The organism is Streptomyces sp. NPDC055815, from assembly GCF_053616475.1.
This window is the reverse complement of record NZ_JBSHDU010000036.1, coordinates 46,844-65,351: the sequence shown is the minus strand read 5'-3', so window position 1 is coordinate 65,351 and position 18,508 is coordinate 46,844. Positions and strand designations below refer to the sequence as shown.

Genomic DNA, 18,508 nt, shown 5'->3' with positions numbered 1-18,508 from the left:
CGTGCCTGGTCAGGCCGGATTGGGCTGGGTACGGAGCAGGCGCACCGCCGCCGTGGCCGGCAGGGCGATGCCCAGCGCCATCACGACGAGCAGCTCCACCGGGCCGAAGCGGGCCGCCAGGAGGAACATGCCGAGGGTGACCACGACCGGCAGCACGACGGTGAGGACGGTCGCGAACACCTTGGTGCGCTGCTCCCAGGCGGTGGACGTCCACAGCATCACGAGGCCGACGACGAGGGCGACCAGACCGGCGAAGGGGGAGACGACGGTGGCGACCCCGCTGACGCCGAGCAGCACGGCGGTGGTGACGGTCCGCGACCGGGGCTGCGGGTCCTCGGCGGGAGCCGGTGCCGGCGCCGGTGCCGGTGCCGCGGCGGCCTCCGGCTCCTCCGCGCGGGCCGCGGCCACGATGGCCGAGGGGCTGCCGAGCCGTTCGAGGGCATCGCGGACGGCCTGCGGGTCCTCCTCGTCCCCGACGGCGACCGCGAGGTGTTCGCGCAGGTCGGCGAGGAGTTCCTCGCGGCGCCCGGCGGGCAGGAAGGACGCCTCCCGCTCGATCGTGGCCAGGTAGTCGGTCACGAGGGGGTGTTCGGTGCCGGTCATGCGGAGCCTCCGTGGGATGCGGTCAGGAAGTGGTCGACGCCGTCGCGGAAGCGCGGCCAGCTCTCGGCGAACTCGGTGAGCGCGGTCCTGCCCGGCGGGGTGAGCGTGTAGTAGCGGCGGGCGGGTCCGGTGGCCGACTCGCGCAGCTCGGTGTCGACGAGCCCGTCGCGGCGGAGCCGGGACAGCAGGGGGTAGATCGTGCCCTGGCTGGTGGTCATGACGCTGACCGCGGCCAGTTCGTCGAGGATCTCGACGCCGTAGCGCGGGCCGTCGCGCAGCAGGGCGAGGACGCAGTACTCCAGCACCCCCTTGCGCAGCTGACTGGCGACCTTTCCGGCCGCCGGATCGGATCTTGCTTCGCCAGGAACCATGTAATGCAAGATACCCCCGAGAGTGCCCCCGATCAACGACCCCCGAACAACGACCCCCGAACAACGTCTCCGAACCGCGTGGGACGATTTCCACGTGCGTGAACTCAGCGAGCTGACCGAGGTCGACGAGCCGGCGTGGCCGCTGCTCGAAGAGGAGCTGCGGGCCGCGAAGGTGCCCGTCGAGGTACTGGACCCCGACCCCGGACAGGCGGCGGCCACCCTCCTGCAGACACAGGTCACCGTCCGCTCCTACCTCGGCGCGTTCGTGTTCCACACCGGCGGGGTGCTCGTCGACGACGGCTGGCTGCGGCTGTACGGCAGCCCGGCCGTCCACAACGACCGGCGCCTGCCCGGCCTCGCCCGGGTCAACGGCTACCCCGACGAACCCGACGCCGACTGGCGGCCCGCCGCGGGGCTCGTCGTGGCGCACGACGTGCTCGGCGGGGCCTTCGCGATCCAGGGCGGCACGGAGGAGGAGACCGGACTGCCGGGCCGGCCCGGCGAGATGGTCTACTTCGCGCCCGACTCGCTGCGCTGGGACGCCGTCGGCGCCGGGTACGGCGCCTGGCTGTCCTGGCTGCTCGCCGGGGGCGCCGAGGAGTTCTACGAGGGGCTGCGCTGGCCCGGCTGGCGCGACGAGGTCCCCGGGCTGACCGGCGGGGAGGGGCTCAGCCTCTATCCGCCGCTGTGGTCCGCCGAGGCGCACCAGGACCTGGCCGGGACCAGCCGCGCGGTCGTCCCCCTGGGCGAGCTGCTCGGCCTCGGACGCGAGACGGCCCTGCAGCTCGACGGCACCGACCCCGGCTTCCTGGGCGCCCCGTGAGGACCACCACGGTCGGCACGGGGCGGCTCGACCTCGTCCCGCTCGCCGTCGCGCACGCCGACGAGATGGCCGGGGTCCTCGCCGACCCCGCCCTGCACGCCTTCATCGGCGGCGCCCCGCTGACCGGGCCCGAGCTGCGGGCCCGGTACGAGCGGCTGGTCGCCGGATCGCCGGACCCGGCGGTCCTCTGGTGCAACTGGGTGGTGCGGGTCCGCGCCGAGGACCGGCTCGCCGGGACCGTGCAGGCGACGGTCACCGAGGGCGGGCGGACCGCCGAGGTCGCGTGGGTGATCGGCACGGACTGGCAGGGGCGGGGGATCGCGCGCGAGGCGGCCGGGGCGCTCGTCGGACTGCTCCTGGACGAGGGCGTCCGTACCGTCGTCGCCCACGTCCACCCCGACCACGCGGCCTCGGCGGCCGTCGCCCGCGCGGCCGGCCTCACGCCGACCGACGAGCTGCAGGACGGCGAAGTGCGCTGGGAGTTGCGGCCGTGAGCGCGGAGACGTTCCTCCTCCGGTTCGTGGACGGCGAGTTGGCCGCGCTTGACGTCGAGCGGTTCCGGCGGGTCGTCGAGCCGTACGTGGTGGCGGGCTCGGTGGACGCCGGTGAAGTCCTCCTGCGGGCGGAGGACGGAGGCGAGGCGGAGTTCTCCGTCCCCACCGGCGGCCCCGTGACGTCCCTGACGGCGATGCGTGTCTCGCGCGGCGCCATGCTCGCCGTGGTCGCCCGCGTCGCCGACGCCCTCGGGGCCGTCATCCTTCCCGTGGGCGGACCAGCGGAGCTCCGTCACGAGGACGAGCGGCGGCACCTTCCGCCGGAGCTGCGGGAAGAGGCGGTCGTCCGCTCCTGACCCGCACCAGGACCAGGACCACGACCAGGCCCAGGAGCGCGAGCGCCCCCGCCGCCAGGCCCGCCCGCAGCCCCGGGGGCCGGAAGGCGCAGGAGAGTGCGCCGTCGCGGGCCGGGACGGCGAGGAGACCGCCGTACGGGACGGGGCCGGCGCCCTCGCAGTGCCAGCCCGCGATGTGCGGGACCGCCACGACCGCCGTGCCCGTGGAGCCCGGGGGGAGGGTGGCCCGGATGCCGTCGGAGGTGACGCGGACCGAGGTCGCCGCACGCGCGCGCAGGGCCGTCACCGCCGTACGGAGCCGGTCGTGGTCCAGGCAGCCGAGCTCGCCGGGCCCCGGCAGCTCGGGCTTCAGGCCGGGTACCTCCTGGACGCCGAGGGAGGTGAGGGCCGCGCGCCGCTTCGGGGTGCCGCCGAGGAGGTGGACCGGCGTGTTCCCGCCGAGGCGGGCCGGGCCCGTGGCGTCCGGGGCCCACAGGAAGACCTCCGTACCGACCCGGCACGCGCCCGCGTGCGGAGCCTCGTACACCCGGGCGCCGAGCAGGAGTTCCTGGTTCCGGAAGGGCGACGGGCCGTAGACCGGGGGCGGGCCCGGCGGCCGTACCGTCACCAGCGGCAGGAACGTCTCCGTACGGACCACCCCGCCGTCCCGCCAGCGCGCGCCCACCCCGAACAGCGCGTCCGTCACCGGATTGTCCAGGCTCAGCAGGTTCCGGCCGCGCGAGGTCCAGCCGCCGCCGAGCGCGGCGAGGGTCTCCGTCAGGACCGCCGGGGTGTGGCTGCTGTAGTACGCGGCGCCCTGGCCGCCCAGGAGCAGCGGATCGTTCCCCGCGACCCGGGGAAGCCCCGAGTCCGTGCGGTACGCGGGCCAGCCGTCGGCCCCGGCCAGGGCCGCCGCCCGCCGCTCGTGCTGCGCGCCCCACGGCGGGTGGTCGTCGAGCCGGGCGAGCCGCTCCCGGTCCGCGTACGCCGTCGTCGCCGCCGCCTGCCCGAGCAGGGTGCCGGTGACGAGGAGCGCGGCCAGGAGCCCGTACCGGCCCCGGCGGGGGAGCAGCAGCGCGCCCGCCACCGCCGCGAGGCCCGCGCCCGCGAGGAGCAGCGCCCACGGGGTGAGGAGGTCGCTGGGCAGGGCCCCGGCCGTGAGGGCCAGGACGACCGCCGCCCCGCCCAGGAGCGAGCGGCGGTCCGGGAGGCCGTGCGCGAGGCCCGTCCAGGCGGCGAGCACGAGGACGCCGCAGAGGACGAAGGTCTGGCGGTACGGGCTGCCGTTCGGGGTGGCGAAGACATGCCACAGCAGGTGCGTCGGGGTCCACTGCATCGACAGCGCGACCGCCGCGCACAGGCCGCCCCACAGCACCCGCTCCCGGCCCGGCGCGTCCCGGCGGAAGAGCAGCGCCCCCGCGAGCAGCGGCACCGCCGTGCAGACGAAGGCGGCCGGGGTGGAGAAGCTGTACGTCACCGGGAGCAGCCGGGCGAGGACGTCCGGGCCGGCCGCCGGGGCGAAGTCCCGGACCACGCCCGGGTAGGCGTACCGGGAGCCGAGGAAGACGGGGACGAGGACGGGGGCCGCGAGGCCCGTGCCGATCGCGGTCGTCAGCGCCGCCCGCCCCAGGACGCGCAGGCGGAAGGAGTCCGTGAGCGCCAGCCGGACCAGGAGCACCAGGGCGGCGCCGAGGGTCGCCATGTAGGCCGTGTAGAAGTTCGCGACCCAGCAGACCGCCACGACCAGCGGGCCCAGGAGCGGCCGCCGGCCCTCCCGTGCCCATTCGCCCACCAGGCAGAGCAGCGGGAAGGCGATCAGGCCGTCCAGCCACATCGGGTTGTACGTGCCCTCCGCGAGCGACCAGCCGCACAGCGCGTACGAGGCGCCGAGCACCGACGCCCACCACCACACCCCGGCCGGGCCGATGCGCCGGAGGAGGAACGTCATCGCCGCCGCCGCGACCGCCGTCTTCAGGACGGTGATCCCGTACACCGCGTACTCGATGTCCCCGCGCGGGAAGAGCGCGACCAGCGGGGCGAAGGGGCTCGACAGGTAGGTGCCGTAGTCGGGCAGGAAGCTCGTGCCCCAGCCGGCCTGCCAGTCGAGCAGCGGCCCGCCGTCCGCCCGGCCCCGCAGCAGGTCCCACAGGTGCGCGTGGAACGGCACGAACTGGTTGGCGAGGTCGTTGACGGCCCGGTGGCGCGGCCCGAAGGGGAAGACCCGGGCGACGGCGTCCCCGCCGCAGACGGCGAGGCCGGCAAGGAGGGCGGAGAGCAGGTACGAACGCGTGGATTTCGGCATGACGGATCGAATATGACAGCGGCCGCACGGGAAAAGGCCGGCCCGCCGGGCCAGTTCACGCGATGGTCGCCTGCTCGCCATCCCCGGGCACCGGCCGGGTCACCCGGCTCCGTTGTCGTGGTCCGTGTGCTGCTCTCGATCGTCGTCCCGTGCTTCAACGAGGAGGACGTCCTCGGCCGCTTCCACGACCACGTGACCGCCGAACTCGACCGTCTCGACGGAGAGTTCGAGCTCGTCTACGTGGACGACGGAAGCCGCGACGGGACCCTCCGACTCCTCCGGGAGCTCGCGGGGCGCGACCCGGACCGGGTCCGCTACCTCTCCTTCAGCCGCAACTTCGGCAAGGAGGCCGCGATGCTCGCCGGGCTCCGGCACGCCGCCGGCGACTCCGTCGTGATCATGGACGCGGACCTCCAGCACCCGCCGGAGCTCGTGCACCGCATGGTCGCCCTGTACGGCGAGGGGTACGACCAGGTCGTCGCCCGCCGCACCCGCGAGGGCGACCGGGTCACCCGTACCCTCACCGCCCGCCTCTACTACCGGGCGATCAACCGGCTCGTCGACGTCGAGCTCGTCGACGGCGTCGGCGACTTCCGGCTCCTGTCGCGGCGCACCGTCGACGCCGTCCTCGGCCTCGGCGAGTACAACCGCTTCTCCAAGGGCCTCTTCTCCTGGGTCGGCTTCCGCACCACGACCTTCTCCTACGAGAACGCCGTCCGCGAGCAGGGCCGCTCCAAGTGGACCTTCGGCAAGCTCCTCAACTACGGCCTCGACGGGCTCCTCTCCTTCAACAACAAGCCGCTGCGGGCCGCCGTCCACCTCGGCCTCCTCCTCACCGTCCTCGCCCTCGGCTACGCGGCCTGGATCGTCGGCGACGCCCTTCTCAACGGGGTCGACACCCCCGGCTACGTCACCCTCCTCGTCGCCGTGACCGCGCTCGCCGGCGTGCAGATGGTGATGGCGGGACTGATCGGCGAGTACGTCGGACGCATCTACTACGAGGTCAAGCGGCGGCCGCACTACCTGCTCAAGGAGACGAGCGGAGGTGCGGGGACGGCCGACACCCGGGTGACGGGTGAGTCGTTGTGGGAAACAGTCGCTCCGAAGTAGTGGCTCCGGCCCCGGCGACTCCCTACCATCGATCACCGCAAGGTCGTTCAACTGACGCACGACCAGCCCGGGAGGCTCCTTTGCACCGCCGCACTGCGCTCACCGTGTCCGCCGCCCTGCTCGCCGCGGCCCCGCTGCTCACCGCCTGCGGCAGTGACGCCCACCCGGGCGCGGCAGCCGTCGTCGGCGGCGAACGGATCGAGGTCTCCAGCCTCCAGGCCCAGGTCGCGGACGTCCGGGCCGCGCAGGCGGCCTCGCCGCAGTCCGCCCAGCTGGTCGCCGCCACCGGCGACCTCGGCCGCCGCAAACTCAACGTCATGATCTTCGACCGGGTCGTCGACAGGGTCGCCCGGGACCAGGGCGTCACCGCCACCCGCGCCGAGCTCCAGCAGACCCGGACCTCCTTCGTCCGCCAGGCCGGCGGCGAGGACCAGCTCGCGGCCGTCCTCCTCCAGGAGCAGGGCGTGGCGCCCGACCAGATCGACGCGTTCGTCCGCCGCAACGTCCTCATGACCAAGATCGCGACGAAGCTCGGTGCCACCGACGACGCCGCGGGCCAGAAGAAGCTGACGGACGTCTTCTCCGCCGCCTCCAAGGCCCTCGCCGTCGACGTGAACCCGCGCTACGGCCGCTGGGACGACGCCCAGGTCCGCCTCTCCGACACCACCACGCCCTGGCTCCGCCAGATCAGCCAGGACCCGGCCGCCGTCCCTGGCGTGGCGTAGGGGGTGCCCGGCGGGCCAGGGGCGGGTCCTGCCGGGGTAGGTTCGAGGGGTGACTTCTGAGAGCCCCGGCCGGATCATCCTGCTCACCGCCAGCCATCGCGTGGCCCCCGGACTGCTGTCCTGGCCCGCCTGGCAGGCGCTGCACGCTGCCGACCGGGTGCTCTGCCCCGACGAGGACCACCCCCAGCTGCCGTACCTGCGGGAGGCCGGCGTCGCCGTCGAGCACGTCCGGCCCACCGCCGAGGAGCTCGTCGAGGCCTGCGCCGGAGGCCGCACGGTCCTGCTGCTGCCCTCCGGCGAGGGCGACAGGGCGCTGACCGACGGCCTCGCCCGGCTCGCCGGCTCCGGCCGCTTCTCGATGCCCGACCTGGAGCTGCTGCCCGGCTCGTACGACCTGCCCGGCGCCCGCCTCCTCGACCTCGTGCAGATCATGGACCGCATCCGCCGCGAGTGCCCCTGGACCTCGCGCCAGACGCACCAGGGACTCGCCAAGTACGCCATCGAGGAGGCGTACGAGCTCGTCGAGGCGATCGAGGAGGGCGACCGGCGGGAGCTGCGCGAGGAGCTCGGGGACGTCCTGCTCCAGGTCGTCTTCCACTCCCGGATCGCCGAGGAGGACCCGGAGGAGCCGTTCTCCGTGGACGACGTCGCCGGGACGCTCGTCGAGAAGCTGATCCACCGGCACCCGCACGTCTTCGGTGACGCGACCGCCGAGACCCCCGAGGACGTCCACGCGCACTGGCTGCGCACCAAGGCGATCGAGAAGCAGCGGGAGTCCGTGACGGACGGCGTCCCGCTCGGGCAGCCCGGCCTCGCCCTGGCCGCGAAGCTCGCGGGCCGCGCCCGTGCGGCGTCCCTCGACGTGAAGCTCCCGGCGGGCGAGGGCATCGGCTACGAACTCCTCGCCCTCGCGGCCCGCGCGGAGGCCTCGGGCGTGGACCCGGAAGCGGCCCTGCGCGCGGCGGCCCGCACGTACCGGGACGCGATCCGGGCGGCGGAGGGCGTGGCATGAGCGGGACGCCGCGTCTGGACGAGCCGGGCACGCCCGACACCGACACGCCGCGTCTGGACGAGCCGGGCACGCCCGACACCGACACGCCGCGTCTGGACGAGCCGGGCACGCCCGACGCCGACACGCCGCGCCTGGACGAGCCGGGCACCGACACGCCGGGCTCGGGCAAGACGGACATACCCGACGCGTCCGGCGCCGACGCGCAGCAGACGCCGCGCCGCGCCGAGTCGACGCGGCCTCGGAGGCCGAAGGGTGTCGATGCGCCGGGCATGACGGCCCTGGTCTTCGTCTTCTTCACGTGGGAGGCGGCCAGTTCCTCGGTCTCGGTCTGGCTGCGGATCGTCCTGGCGCTGTGCGCCGTGCCCGCCCTCGTGGACCTCGTGAAGTTCGGCGTGTGGCGCGCGCGGACCCGCTCCCGGGACTGACCCCGCCCCCGTCAGGGCTCGCGCGGCGCCCGGGCCTCCGGGTTGTGCCAGAGGGGGGCCGGGGGGCCCAGGAGGCGTTCCGCGGCGGTGTTCGGGCGGGTGGTGAAGCGGCCCACCGGCGGCAGGGTGTCGTGGTGGATCCGCGCCGGGTCGGTGCCCAGCTCCTCCAGTACCTCGCGGACCTCCGTCACGAAGCCCGGCGGCCCGGCGAGGTACGCGTCGTGCGCGGACCAGTGGACGCAGGCCCGCAGGGCCTGGAGCAGCCGCTCGGTCGCCTGGTCCTTGCGCTGCCGGGGCGCGGCCGTGATGTAGGTGACGTGCAGACCGGGGAGGCGCTCCTTCAGGAGTTCGGCGTCCTCGCGCCCGTACAGGTACTCCTTGGCGCGGGCCACCATGAACAGCCGGCCCTCCAGCTCCGGCTCGGTCTCGGCGGCCTCCGCGAGGAGCGCCCGCACCGGGGCCCAGCCCGTACCGCCGCATATGTAGGTGCGCAGTCCGCCCGGCGGTGTCCGCGGGGTCAGCGCGCCGCCCGGGGCGCTGAGCCGCAGCACCTCGCCCGGGCCCGTCTCCTCGACCAGCGCCGTGCTCATCGCGCCGCCTCTGATCCGGCTCACGTGCAGCTCCACGGTGCCGTCGGCGCGGGGCGCGTCGGCGAGGGAGTAGGTGCGCCAGACGCGCGGGACCCGCAGCGAGCTGACGCTGACGTACTGGCCGGGGCGGAACGGCAGCGGCTGCCGGGGGCGGAGGGTCAGGACGGCCAGGTCGGCGCCGTACCGCTCGTGCCGGACGACGTCCGCGTCCCACCAGGCGGGCTCCCCGGCCCCGGCCGCCGTGTCGGCGCCGTCGAGCATCAGGTCGGCGACGAGGCCGTACGCCTCGGTCCACGCCTTCTCCGCCTCGATGGTCCAGGCGGTGCCGGCGGCGTGCGCGAACGCGGCGAGGAGGCTCTGCCCGACGGCCGCGTACAGCGCGGGGGAGGCGAGGAACTTGCGGTGGTCGCGGCCCAGCTGCCCCAGGTACGGCGCGAGTCCGGGGTCCTCCAGGTGGGTCACCACATGGGTCAGCGCGGCGAAGAGCCGGTCCCGCTGGGGGAGCATGTCCTCGGGGAAGAGCTCGCGCACGCCGGGGTTGTGCCAGAAGAGGTGCGAGTAGAAGAACGCGACGGCCTGTTCGGCGCGTCTCTCGACGACCGCGAACGTGCTTCTGAGCAGCTGAGGATCCACTGACAAGAATCTAGGGCACGAGATGCACCTCTTGATCACAGGTTCTCCACGAACGTGACGTCAGGGCCCGCCCTGTACCGTCGTGACGTGAGTACGACCCCCGGCCCCGCCCCCATGCCCGAGCTCTTCACCTGGGAGTTCGCGAGCGATCCGTATCCCGCCTACGCCTGGCTGCGGGAGCACGCGCCCGTGCACCGGACGACGCTGCCGAGCGGGGTCGAGGCCTGGCTCGTGACCCGGTACGCGGACGCCCGGCAGGCCCTCGCCGACCAGCGGCTCTCCAAGAACCCGGCGCACCACGACGAGTCGCCGCACGCGAAGGGGAAGACGGGCATCCCCGGCGAGCGCAAGGCCGAGCTGATGACGCATCTGCTCAACATCGACCCGCCGGACCACACCCGGCTGCGGCGGCTCGTGTCGAAGGCGTTCACCCCGCGGCGGGTCGCCGAGTTCGCGCCGCGGGTGCAGGAGCTGACGGACCGGCTCATCGACTCGTTCGTGGCGCGGGGGAGCGCCGACCTCATCCACGAGTTCGCCTTCCCGCTGCCGATCTACGCGATCTGCGACCTGCTCGGGGTGCCGGCGGAGGACCAGGACGACTTCCGGGACTGGGCCGGGATGATGATCCGGCACGGCGGCGGGCCGCGCGGCGGGGTCGCGCGGTCGGTGAAGAAGATGCGCGGCTATCTCGCCGAGCTGATCCACCGGAAGCGCGAGGAGCCGGGGGACGACCTGATCTCGGGGCTCATCAAGGCCTCCGACCACGGCGAGCACCTCACCGAGAACGAGGCCGCCGCCATGGCGTTCATCCTGCTGTTCGCCGGCTTCGAGACGACGGTCAATCTGGTCGGGAACGGGCTGTACGCGCTCCTGCGGCACCCGGAGCAGCGGGCGAGGCTCCAGGCCTCGCTCGCCGCCGGGGAGACCGGCCTCCTGGAGACCGGCGTCGAGGAACTGCTGCGGTACGACGGGCCCGTGGAGATGGCGACCTGGCGGTACGCGACACGGGCGCTGACGATCGGCGGGCAGGAGATCCCGGCGGGCGACCCGGTGCTCGTGGTGCTCGCCGCCGCCGACCGGGACCCGGCGCGGTTCGAGGGGCCGGACACCCTCGACCTCGCCCGGCGCGACAACCAGCACCTCGGCTACGGGCACGGCATCCACTACTGCCTCGGCGCGCCGCTCGCCCGTCTCGAAGGGCAGACCGCGCTCGCGACCCTGCTGACTCGCCTGCCGGATCTGCGACTTGCCGCCGATCCCGCCGAACTCCGGTGGCGCGGTGGGCTCATCATGCGTGGTTTGCGCACGCTTCCGGTGGAGTTCTCCCCTTCCGTACCCCTCTTGGCTACTGACGTGCCATCAGAAATGTGATCTTCACGTGATCGCGGGGCGATCGACTTGTGACGGGCGTTCGAATACCGCTACGTTTCCCGGCAGTCTCAGCCGTCACGCGAAAGGCCCTCCTATGCGTTCCGGGAACGGACGACACCGTCGCCCCCGTCAGGCCCCCGCCATCGTCGTCGCCGCGGGCGTCACCGGATCCGCCATGGCGCTGCCGCTGCTCGCCACCGGATCCGCCTCCGCCGCCGACGCCGCCACCTGGGACCGGGTCGCCGAGTGCGAGTCCGGCGGCCAGTGGAGCGCCAACTTCGGCAACGGCATGTACGGCGGCCTCCAGTTCACCCAGGACAGCTGGGAGCGGCACGGCGGTCTCGCGTACGCGCCCAGCCCCGACCTCGCCAGCCGTGCCCAGCAGATCGCGGTGGCCGAGAAGGCGCTCGACGCGGGCAGCAACGAGTGGGCCACCTGCGCGCCGATCGCCGGCCTGAAGAACGACGGCAAGGCCACCGGTGTGAACCCCGGCCCGACCGTCGTCCCGACCACCCCCACGGGCCCCCTCCCCGAGTCCAACCGCACCGCGGGGGGTGAGGGGTCGTCCGCCGGGCGGTCCGCCACTCCCGCCGCCCCCGTGAAGCCGGTCACGCCGACCGCTCCGGCGAGCTCGGCCACCCCGGCCTCGCCCAGCACGCCGACCGCGCCGACCACTCCCGCGACCCCGGTCACGCCCGACGCTTCCGTTACGCCCGGTACGCCGGATTCGTCCGAGACGCCCAAGGGTGACGTGCCGTCGGCCACACCCGGCACCGGCAAGCACCGGGGCGAGGCCGCCCCGGAGGAATCCGACACAACGGGCAGCTCGTCCGAAACCGGCCGACACGCGGGCGGGTCTGCGGGCAAGGTCGACGCCACTCCGGTGACCGACGAAGCGGCGAATTCGGACGCAACGGACAGTCAGGGCACTTCGGGCGAGTACACCGTGCGCCCGGGCGACAGCCTGTCCGGCATTGCGGAGGAGAACGAACTCCCCGGAGGCTGGACCGCCCTCTACGACGCCAACAAGCGGACGGTGGGCGCCGATCCGGACCTCATCCTCCCTGGTCAGAGCCTTGACCTGACGATCGGTTCGACGGCGGCGGCGGGTTAGTTCGCGGGCTTATGTCCGGTTCTGGCCAAGTGAGACATGGGTCTCTTCGCCCCAACTGGCGTGTCACGTCCGCAAACTTTGCTTCCGTCACCTCTCACCTGCGCAAACACCGCCCACCGGAGGGCAAGCAGGGGCGATTTTTCCGCAATGGGCCTCTTTGAACTTCCGGTGGGTCTGTGTCTACGGTCGTCACCGCTCGCCACCGCGGGCCCCGTCGACCGAAACGCCGAATCCTGCCGTCGGCCGATGGGAACAGTCGTCGCGCAAGCGCCGAAGGCAGGAGTGGGGGACCCAAGGTAAGTGCCGGTCCCGGCCGTTGAGACAGACGGCCGACGACCGGCTTGGGGTGAAGCCGCGTGCAAGGACACGCGGCCGGGCAACTTTCCGGCCCGAACCCGACAGCTCACCTCACAGGCGTCGGTGAGGAGAATTCCCATGCTGTTTTCCGCCAAGGGCAAACACCGCCGTCCCTCCAAGGCCGCCCAGGTCGCCACGCTCGTCGGCGTCACCGGTGTCGCCGTCGCCGCCCCGCTGCTGACCGCGGGCACCGCCTCCGCCGCCACCACCGCCGAGTGGGACACCGTCGCCCAGTGCGAGTCCGGCGGCAACTGGTCCATCAACACCGGCAACGGCTTCTACGGCGGCCTGCAGTTCACCAACTCCACCTGGGCCGCCTTCGGTGGCACCGCCTACGCCCCGCGCGCCGACCTGGCCTCGAAGGCCCAGCAGATCGCCGTCGCCGAGAAGGTCCTCGCGGGCCAGGGCAAGGGTGCCTGGCCGAGCTGCGGCGTCGGCCTCTCCAACGCCGCCTACGACGGCGGCGCCGCCGAGAGCGCCCCGCAGCAGACCCAGCAGGCCGCCCCCGAGCAGGAGGCCGCCCCCAAGCAGCAGGAGCGTCGCGCCGAGCAGCCGACCACCCGCAGCGAGCAGCGCAAGGCCCCGAAGACCGTCACCACCCCGACCGGCAAGAAGGTCAAGAAGGGTGACGGCGAGTACAAGGTCGTCGCCGGCGACACCCTCAGCAAGATCGCCCAGGCGCACGGCGTCAAGGGCGGCTGGGCCAAGCTCTTCGAGCTGAACAAGGACGTCGTCGAGAACGCCGACCTCATCTACCCGGGTCAGCAGCTCCACCTGAAGTGACCCCGGCGGTTCGCGTGAGTCCGGCGGCTCACGCGGCCCCGACGACCCTCCCGCGGTGACCACCCCGGTCCGGCGTGCCCCTTCCCCCGTGCGCGCCGGACCGGGGTTTCCCCTTTTATGGGGACTCCGCGGTTACCGTCCAGTAGATTCGGGGTCCTTCGTCCCGCAATGCGTGCCCTTGGGTCCTTTTTCGTCCCAGGGGGCGGGCGCACGGCGGGCCGGAGCCCCCGAGCCGGTTAGGCTCTTGTCGCAAGGCCACGCGACCCTGCACGACCTTGCGTCACATCCAGCGTCACATCCCAGAAGGAGATGCTCGTGCCGTCCATCGACGTCGTCGTAGCCCGGGAAATCCTGGACTCCCGAGGCAACCCCACGGTCGAGGTCGAGGTCGGCCTCGACGACGGCAGCACCGGCCGTGCTGCTGTTCCGTCCGGCGCCTCCACCGGTGCGTTCGAGGCCATCGAGCTTCGCGACGGTGACCCGAACCGCTACCAGGGCAAGGGTGTCGAGAAGGCCGTCCTCGCCGTCATCGAGCAGATCGGCCCGGAGCTCGTCGGCTACGACGCCACCGAGCAGCGCCTGATCGACCAGGCCATGTTCGACCTGGACGCCACCGAGAACAAGGGCTCGCTCGGCGCCAACGCCATCCTCGGCGTCTCCCTCGCCGTCGCGCACGCCGCCTCCGAGGCCAGCGACCTCCCGCTCTTCCGCTACCTGGGCGGCCCGAACGCGCACCTGCTGCCCGTTCCGATGATGAACATCCTCAACGGTGGGTCGCACGCCGACTCCAACGTGGACATCCAGGAGTTCATGATCGCCCCGATCGGCGCGGAGTCCTTCTCCGAGGCCCTTCGCTGGGGTGCGGAGATCTACCACACGCTCAAGAGCGTGCTGAAGCGCAAGGGCCTCTCCACCGGCCTCGGCGACGAGGGCGGCTTCGCCCCGAACCTGGAGTCGAACCGCGCCGCCCTCGACCTCATCGTCGAGGCCATCAAGGAGGCCGGCTACACCCCGGGCACCGACGTCGCGCTCGCGCTCGACGTCGCCGCGTCCGAGTTCTACAAGGACGGCGCGTACGAGTTCGAGGGCAAGTCCCGCTCGGCCGCCGAGATGACCGAGTACTACGAGGAGCTCGTCTCCGCGTACCCGATGGTCTCCATCGAGGACCCGCTGTTCGAGGACGACTGGGCCGGCTGGAAGATCCTCACCGACAAGCTGGGCACCAAGGTCCAGATCGTCGGCGACGACCTCTTCGTCACCAACCCGGAGCGCCTCGCCCGCGGCATCGAGGAGGGCACCGCCAACGCCCTCCTGGTCAAGGTCAACCAGATCGGCTCCCTGACCGAGACCCTGGACGCCGTCGAGCTCGCCCAGCGCAACGGCTTCAAGTGCATGATGTCCCACCGCTCCGGCGAGACCGAGGACGTCACCATCGCCGACCTCGCGGTCGCCGTGAACTGTGGCCAGATCAAGACCGGCGCCCCGGCCCGCTCGGACCGCGTCGCCAAGTACAACCAGCTCCTGCGCATCGAGGAGATCCTCGACGACGCCGCGGTCTACGCCGGCCGCAGCGCCTTCCCGCGCTTCAAGGGCTGACCTGTCCTGACGCTGTAGTTACGTCCGTCCCCGTACTCGGTCCCGTACCGTGTGCGGGGACGTACGTATGAACAGGGGAGGCGACACGACATGGCCGCGAAGGACCGGGACCGGTTCTCGACCGCGACCCGGATCAAGCTGTTCGGCGAGCAGACCGCCGCCCGTGTCTACCGCTCCCAGACCCGCCGCCAGGCCCGCCGCTCCCGGCTCACCGGCCGCGCGGCATTCCTCGCCCTCGTGGTCTGCTCCCTCGTCGTGGCCCTCGCCTACCCGATGCGGAGCTACGTCTCCCAGCAGGGCGAGATCGCCGAGCAGGAGCGCAGGGCCGCCGAGGCCGCCCGGCGGGTCGAGGAGCTGAAGGACGAGAAGGCCCGCCTCCAGGACCCGGCCTACGTCCGCCGCCTCGCCCGCGAGCACCTGCACTACGTGCTCCCCGGCGAGACCGGCTTCACCGTGAACGACCCCGACGCGGAGCAACGGCCCCGCGCCGACCAGGGCGCGGCCGAGCGCCCCTGGTACGACAACCTCTGGGACGGCGTCGACCACGCCGACCGTCCCTGACCCCTCCGCGACACACGAGCAAGGCAACCGAGAAAAACATGGAAACGCCCCCTCCGCAGACCGAACGCACCGAGCCCACCGAGACGGACATCGCCGCCTTCGAGCTCCAGCTCGGCCGCCCGCCCCGCGGCCTGCGCGCCATCGCGCACCGCTGCCCGTGCGGCAACCCGGACGTCGTCGAGACCGCGCCCCGGCTCCCCGACGGCACGCCGTTCCCGACGACGTACTACCTGACCTGCCCCCGGGCGGCCTCGGCCATCGGCACCCTGGAGGCCAACGGGGTCATGAAGGAGATGCAGGCCCGGCTCGCCACCGACCCGGAGCTCGCCGCCGCCTACCGGGCCGCGCACGAGGACTACATCGCCCGCCGTGACGCCATCGAGGTCCTGGAGGGCTTCCCGAGCGCCGGCGGCATGCCCGACCGGGTCAAGTGCCTGCACGTCCTCGTCGGCCACTCGCTGGCCGCGGGACCGGGCGTGAACCCCTTCGGCGACGAGGCGCTCGCGATGCTGCCGGAGTGGTGGGCGAAGGGCCCCTGCGTGAACCCGTGCGGGGACGAGAAGGAGGGCGAGGAGAAGTGACCCGGGTCGCCGGAATCGACTGCGGTACGAACTCCATCCGCCTCCTCGTCGCCGACGTCCACCCCGAGACGGGTGACCTGATCGAGCTGGACCGGCGGATGACGATCGTCCGGCTCGGGCAGGGCGTCGACAAGACCGGCCGGCTCGCCCCCGAGGCCCTGGAGCGCACCTTCGCGGCCTGTCGCGAGTACGCCGGGATCATCGAGGAGCTGGGCGCCGAGCGGATCCGCTTCGTCGCCACCTCCGCCTCCCGCGACGCCGAGAACCGCCAGGACTTCGTGGACGGCGTCGTGGAGATCCTGGGCGTCGAGCCCGAGGTCATCACCGGCGACCAGGAGGCCGAGTTCTCCTTCACCGGCGCCACCGGCGAGCTGCACGGGGACGACCGTCGCCTCGTCGTGGACATCGGCGGCGGCTCCACCGAGTTCGTGGTCGGCAACCAGCACGTCGAGGCCGCCCGCTCCGTCGACATCGGCTGCGTCCGGCTCACCGAGCGGCACGTCCGCCACGACCCGCCGACCGCCGAGGAGGTCGCCGCGATCCGCGCCGACGTCCGTACCGCGCTCGACCTGGCCGCCGAGACCGTCCCGATCGACGCGGCCGAGACCCTCGTCGGGCTCGCCGGCTCGGTCACCACGGTCGCCGCGATCGCCCTCGGGCTCCCCGAGTACGACTCCGAGAAGGTCCACCACTCCCGGATCTCCGCCGCGCAGGTCGCCGAGGTGACCGAGCGGCTCCTCGCCTCCACCCACGAGGAGCGGGCCGCGATCCCCGTCATCCACCCCGGCCGGGTCGACGTGATCATCGCCGGCGCCCTCGTCCTGAGGGAGATCGTGGAGCGCGTCGGGGCCCGCGAGGTCGTCGTCAGCGAGCACGACATTCTCGATGGGATCGCCCTATCCGTGGCATAGCGGACGGCTATCGAGCCCCCCGGCGACACCCCGTCGGAAAAGGTTCGTGAAGTTCTTCACAAGGAAAAGGGCCCCGATGGCGTCCGAGGAAGGTCATTAGGCCCTCCGGGGGGCGTCACGGGGCCCTTTCGCAGGTGCGGAGGCCGATTCGCTCGATGTTTCCATCGTGTGAAGCGGGAGTCCGGTTCAGCGTTAACGGCCGCTCTCCAGGCCAGTTCAAGGGGGGTGAACAACGTTCACCAGTGCACCCCGGTTCCTTTGCAGGACCATGACGTGGATCACGTGGGCGGCGGAGTGTAGCAGAGGTGTCCAGAGAGCTTGTGAAGGGGCGCACGAGCACCCCCCTGAGGAGGGGTGGATACTCGATCTCATGAGCACCACGGAGCGTCCCAGGATCCTCGTAGTAGGCGGCGGGTACGTAGGCCTGTACGCAGCTCGGCGCATCCTCAAGAAGATGCGCTACGCGGAGGCGACCGTCACGGTCGTCGACCCGCGGTCGTACATGACCTACCAGCCCTTCCTCCCCGAAGCCGCCGCCGGCAGCATCTCCCCGCGTCACGTCGTCGTCCCGCTGCGACGCGTCGTCCGCGGAGCCGAGGTGCTCACCGGCCGGGTCACCACCATCGACCAGGACCGCAAGGTCGCCACGATCGCGCCGCTCGTCGGCGAGGCGTACGAGCTGCCGTTCGACTACCTGGTCATCTCGATGGGCGCGGTCTCGCGCACCTTCCCGATCCCCGGTCTCGCCGAGCAGGGCATCGGCATGAAGGGCATCGAGGAGGCCATCGGCCTGCGCAACCACGTCCTCGAGCAGCTCGACAAGGCCGACTCGACCACCGACGAGGAGGTCCGCCGCAAGGCGCTGACCTTCGTCTTCGTCGGCGGTGGCTTCGCCGGCGCCGAGACGATCGGCGAGGTCGAGGACATGGCCCGCGACGCCGCGAAGTACTACCAGAACGTGTCGCGCGAGGACATGCGCTTCATCCTGGTCGACGCGGCCGACAAGATCCTTCCCGAGGTCGGCCCCAAGCTCGGCCAGTACGGCAAGGAGCACCTGGAGTCCCGCGGGATCGAGATCTACCTCGAGACCTCCATGGACTCCTGCGTCGACGGTCACGTCGTGCTGAAGAACGGCCTCGAGGTCGACTCCAACACGATCGTCTGGACCGCCGGTGTGAAGCCGAACCCGGCGCTCGCCCGCTTCGGTCTGCCGCTCGGCCCCCGCGGCCACGTGGACTGCAACGAGAAGCTCCAGGTCAACGGCATGGACTACGTCTGGGCCGCGGGCGACAACGCCCAGGTCCCGGACATGGCCGCGATCAAGGCCGGCGTCCCGCGCGAGCGCGCCTGGTGCCCGCCGAACGCCCAGCACGCCCTGCGCCAGGCCAAGGTCCTCGGCGACAACGTGGTGGCCGGCATGCGCGGCTTCCCGCAGAAGGAGTACAGCCACGCCAACAAGGGCGCTGTGGCCGGCCTCGGTCTGCACAAGGGCGTCGCGATGATCGTCATGGGCAAGATGAAGATCAAGCTCAAGGGCCGTCTCGCCTGGTACATGCACCGTGGCTACCACGGCATGGCGATGCCGACGTTCAACCGCAAGATCCGCGTCTTCGCCGACTGGACCCTCGGCATGTTCCTCAAGCGCGAGGTCGTGTCGCTCGGTGCCATGGAGACGCCGCGCGAGGAGTTCTACGAGGCGGCCAAGCCCGCCCCGGCGCCGGCCGCCCCGGCGCAGGAGAAGGCCAAGGCCTCGTAACACCGCAGTACCCGTAGTACACGCAAGGCCGTAAAAGGGCCGTCCGCCATCCGTG

General features: G+C 72.6%; 19 protein-coding genes and 1 riboswitch. Of the genes, 15 read left to right on the top strand and 4 right to left on the bottom strand.

The genetic code is table 11. The features are described 5' to 3' along the window. Positions 1 to 9 precede the first annotated feature (9 nt). Both ACWGN5_RS22970 and ACWGN5_RS22965 read right to left on the bottom strand, forming a co-directional pair. On the bottom strand, positions 10 to 603 hold the full coding sequence (locus ACWGN5_RS22970) for an HAAS signaling domain-containing protein (protein ID WP_453518138.1): 594 nt from the start codon (positions 601 to 603) through the stop codon (positions 10 to 12). Then, complete coding sequence (locus ACWGN5_RS22965; protein WP_453518136.1) at positions 600 to 974, bottom strand: PadR family transcriptional regulator; 375 nt, start codon at positions 972 to 974, stop codon at positions 600 to 602. The genes ACWGN5_RS22970 and ACWGN5_RS22965 overlap by 4 nt, the downstream gene beginning before the upstream one ends. A gap of 94 nt (positions 975 to 1,068) precedes the next feature. On the opposite strand from ACWGN5_RS22965, the gene ACWGN5_RS22960 reads away from it, so the two are divergent. The 3 genes from ACWGN5_RS22960 to ACWGN5_RS22950 are packed head-to-tail and all read left to right on the top strand — an operon-like array spanning position 1,069 to position 2,647. Beyond that, positions 1,069 to 1,797 (top strand): DUF2625 domain-containing protein, encoded by a 729-nt coding sequence (locus ACWGN5_RS22960; protein ID WP_453518134.1) that lies wholly within the window; start codon positions 1,069 to 1,071, stop codon positions 1,795 to 1,797. Then, positions 1,794 to 2,291, top strand: a complete 498-nt coding sequence (locus ACWGN5_RS22955; RefSeq protein WP_453518131.1) for a GNAT family N-acetyltransferase — start codon at positions 1,794 to 1,796, stop codon at positions 2,289 to 2,291. Before ACWGN5_RS22960 ends, ACWGN5_RS22955 begins: the two co-directional genes overlap by 4 nt. Beyond that, a complete protein-coding gene (locus ACWGN5_RS22950) occupies positions 2,288 to 2,647 on the top strand; it encodes a hypothetical protein (RefSeq protein ID WP_453518129.1) in 360 nt (119 codons plus the stop codon). The genes ACWGN5_RS22955 and ACWGN5_RS22950 overlap by 4 nt, the downstream gene beginning before the upstream one ends. On the opposite strand, the gene ACWGN5_RS22945 is transcribed toward ACWGN5_RS22950, so the two are convergent. Then, complete coding sequence (locus ACWGN5_RS22945) at positions 2,550 to 4,928, bottom strand: YfhO family protein (protein WP_453518127.1); 2,379 nt, start codon at positions 4,926 to 4,928, stop codon at positions 2,550 to 2,552. The two genes, ACWGN5_RS22950 and ACWGN5_RS22945, sit on opposite strands and share 98 nt — an antisense overlap. 126 nt (positions 4,929 to 5,054) lie before the next feature. Here ACWGN5_RS22945 and ACWGN5_RS22940 point away from each other — a divergent pair, with 126 nt between their 5' ends. From ACWGN5_RS22940 to ACWGN5_RS22925, 4 genes are all read left to right on the top strand, one after another. After that, positions 5,055 to 6,038, top strand: coding sequence for a glycosyltransferase family 2 protein (locus tag ACWGN5_RS22940; RefSeq protein ID WP_453518125.1), 984 nt, complete (start codon positions 5,055 to 5,057; stop codon positions 6,036 to 6,038). A gap of 80 nt (positions 6,039 to 6,118) precedes the next feature. Further along, entirely contained in the window at positions 6,119 to 6,763 is a 645-nt protein-coding gene (locus ACWGN5_RS22935) for a SurA N-terminal domain-containing protein (RefSeq protein WP_453518121.1), read from the top strand. Positions 6,764 to 6,812: 49 nt separating this feature from the next. After that, positions 6,813 to 7,775, top strand: a complete 963-nt coding sequence (locus ACWGN5_RS22930) for a nucleoside triphosphate pyrophosphohydrolase (protein WP_453518118.1) — start codon at positions 6,813 to 6,815, stop codon at positions 7,773 to 7,775. Further along, entirely contained in the window at positions 7,772 to 8,200 is a 429-nt protein-coding gene (locus ACWGN5_RS22925; RefSeq protein ID WP_453518115.1) for a hypothetical protein, read from the top strand. Before ACWGN5_RS22930 ends, ACWGN5_RS22925 begins: the two co-directional genes overlap by 4 nt. Before the next feature lie 11 nt (positions 8,201 to 8,211). Here ACWGN5_RS22925 and ACWGN5_RS22920 read toward each other — a convergent pair whose 3' ends face one another. Then, on the bottom strand, positions 8,212 to 9,423 hold the full coding sequence (locus tag ACWGN5_RS22920) for a globin domain-containing protein (RefSeq protein WP_453518112.1): 1,212 nt from the start codon (positions 9,421 to 9,423) through the stop codon (positions 8,212 to 8,214). Between the two features lie 114 nt (positions 9,424 to 9,537). Between ACWGN5_RS22920 and ACWGN5_RS22915 the strand changes: the two genes are divergently transcribed. The 8 genes from ACWGN5_RS22915 (at position 9,538) to ACWGN5_RS22880 (ending at position 18,453) form a co-directional block, all read left to right on the top strand. Beyond that, positions 9,538 to 10,794 carry a cytochrome P450 family protein gene (locus tag ACWGN5_RS22915; protein ID WP_453518178.1) on the top strand — a complete coding sequence of 419 codons (1,257 nt, stop codon included), beginning with the start codon at positions 9,538 to 9,540 and terminating at the stop codon, positions 10,792 to 10,794. A 94-nt stretch (positions 10,795 to 10,888) separates the two neighbouring features. After that, positions 10,889 to 11,908: a transglycosylase family protein gene (locus tag ACWGN5_RS22910; protein ID WP_453518109.1), complete on the top strand. Its 1,020-nt coding sequence runs from the start codon at positions 10,889 to 10,891 to the stop codon at positions 11,906 to 11,908. Positions 11,909 to 12,166: 258 nt separating this feature from the next. Further along, positions 12,167 to 12,340, top strand: a riboswitch (cyclic di-AMP (ydaO/yuaA leader). 3 nt (positions 12,341 to 12,343) lie between these two features. Next, positions 12,344 to 13,048, top strand: coding sequence for a transglycosylase family protein (locus ACWGN5_RS22905; RefSeq protein WP_453518106.1), 705 nt, complete (start codon positions 12,344 to 12,346; stop codon positions 13,046 to 13,048). Positions 13,049 to 13,357: 309 nt separating this feature from the next. Beyond that, entirely contained in the window at positions 13,358 to 14,644 is a 1,287-nt protein-coding gene (gene eno / locus ACWGN5_RS22900; RefSeq protein WP_369144621.1) for a phosphopyruvate hydratase, read from the top strand. A 90-nt stretch (positions 14,645 to 14,734) separates the two neighbouring features. Further along, the gene (locus ACWGN5_RS22895; protein WP_453518104.1) at positions 14,735 to 15,205 is read left to right on the top strand and encodes an FtsB family cell division protein; all 471 of its coding nucleotides are present in this window, start codon (positions 14,735 to 14,737) and stop codon (positions 15,203 to 15,205) included. A gap of 38 nt (positions 15,206 to 15,243) precedes the next feature. Beyond that, positions 15,244 to 15,786, top strand: coding sequence for a DUF501 domain-containing protein (locus ACWGN5_RS22890; protein ID WP_453518102.1), 543 nt, complete (start codon positions 15,244 to 15,246; stop codon positions 15,784 to 15,786). Continuing rightward, a complete protein-coding gene (locus tag ACWGN5_RS22885; RefSeq protein WP_453518100.1) occupies positions 15,783 to 16,697 on the top strand; it encodes a Ppx/GppA phosphatase family protein in 915 nt (304 codons plus the stop codon). Before ACWGN5_RS22890 ends, ACWGN5_RS22885 begins: the two co-directional genes overlap by 4 nt. Before the next feature lie 370 nt (positions 16,698 to 17,067). After that, a complete protein-coding gene (locus ACWGN5_RS22880) occupies positions 17,068 to 18,453 on the top strand; it encodes an NAD(P)/FAD-dependent oxidoreductase (protein WP_453518097.1) in 1,386 nt (461 codons plus the stop codon). Positions 18,454 to 18,508: the final 55 nt, after the last annotated feature.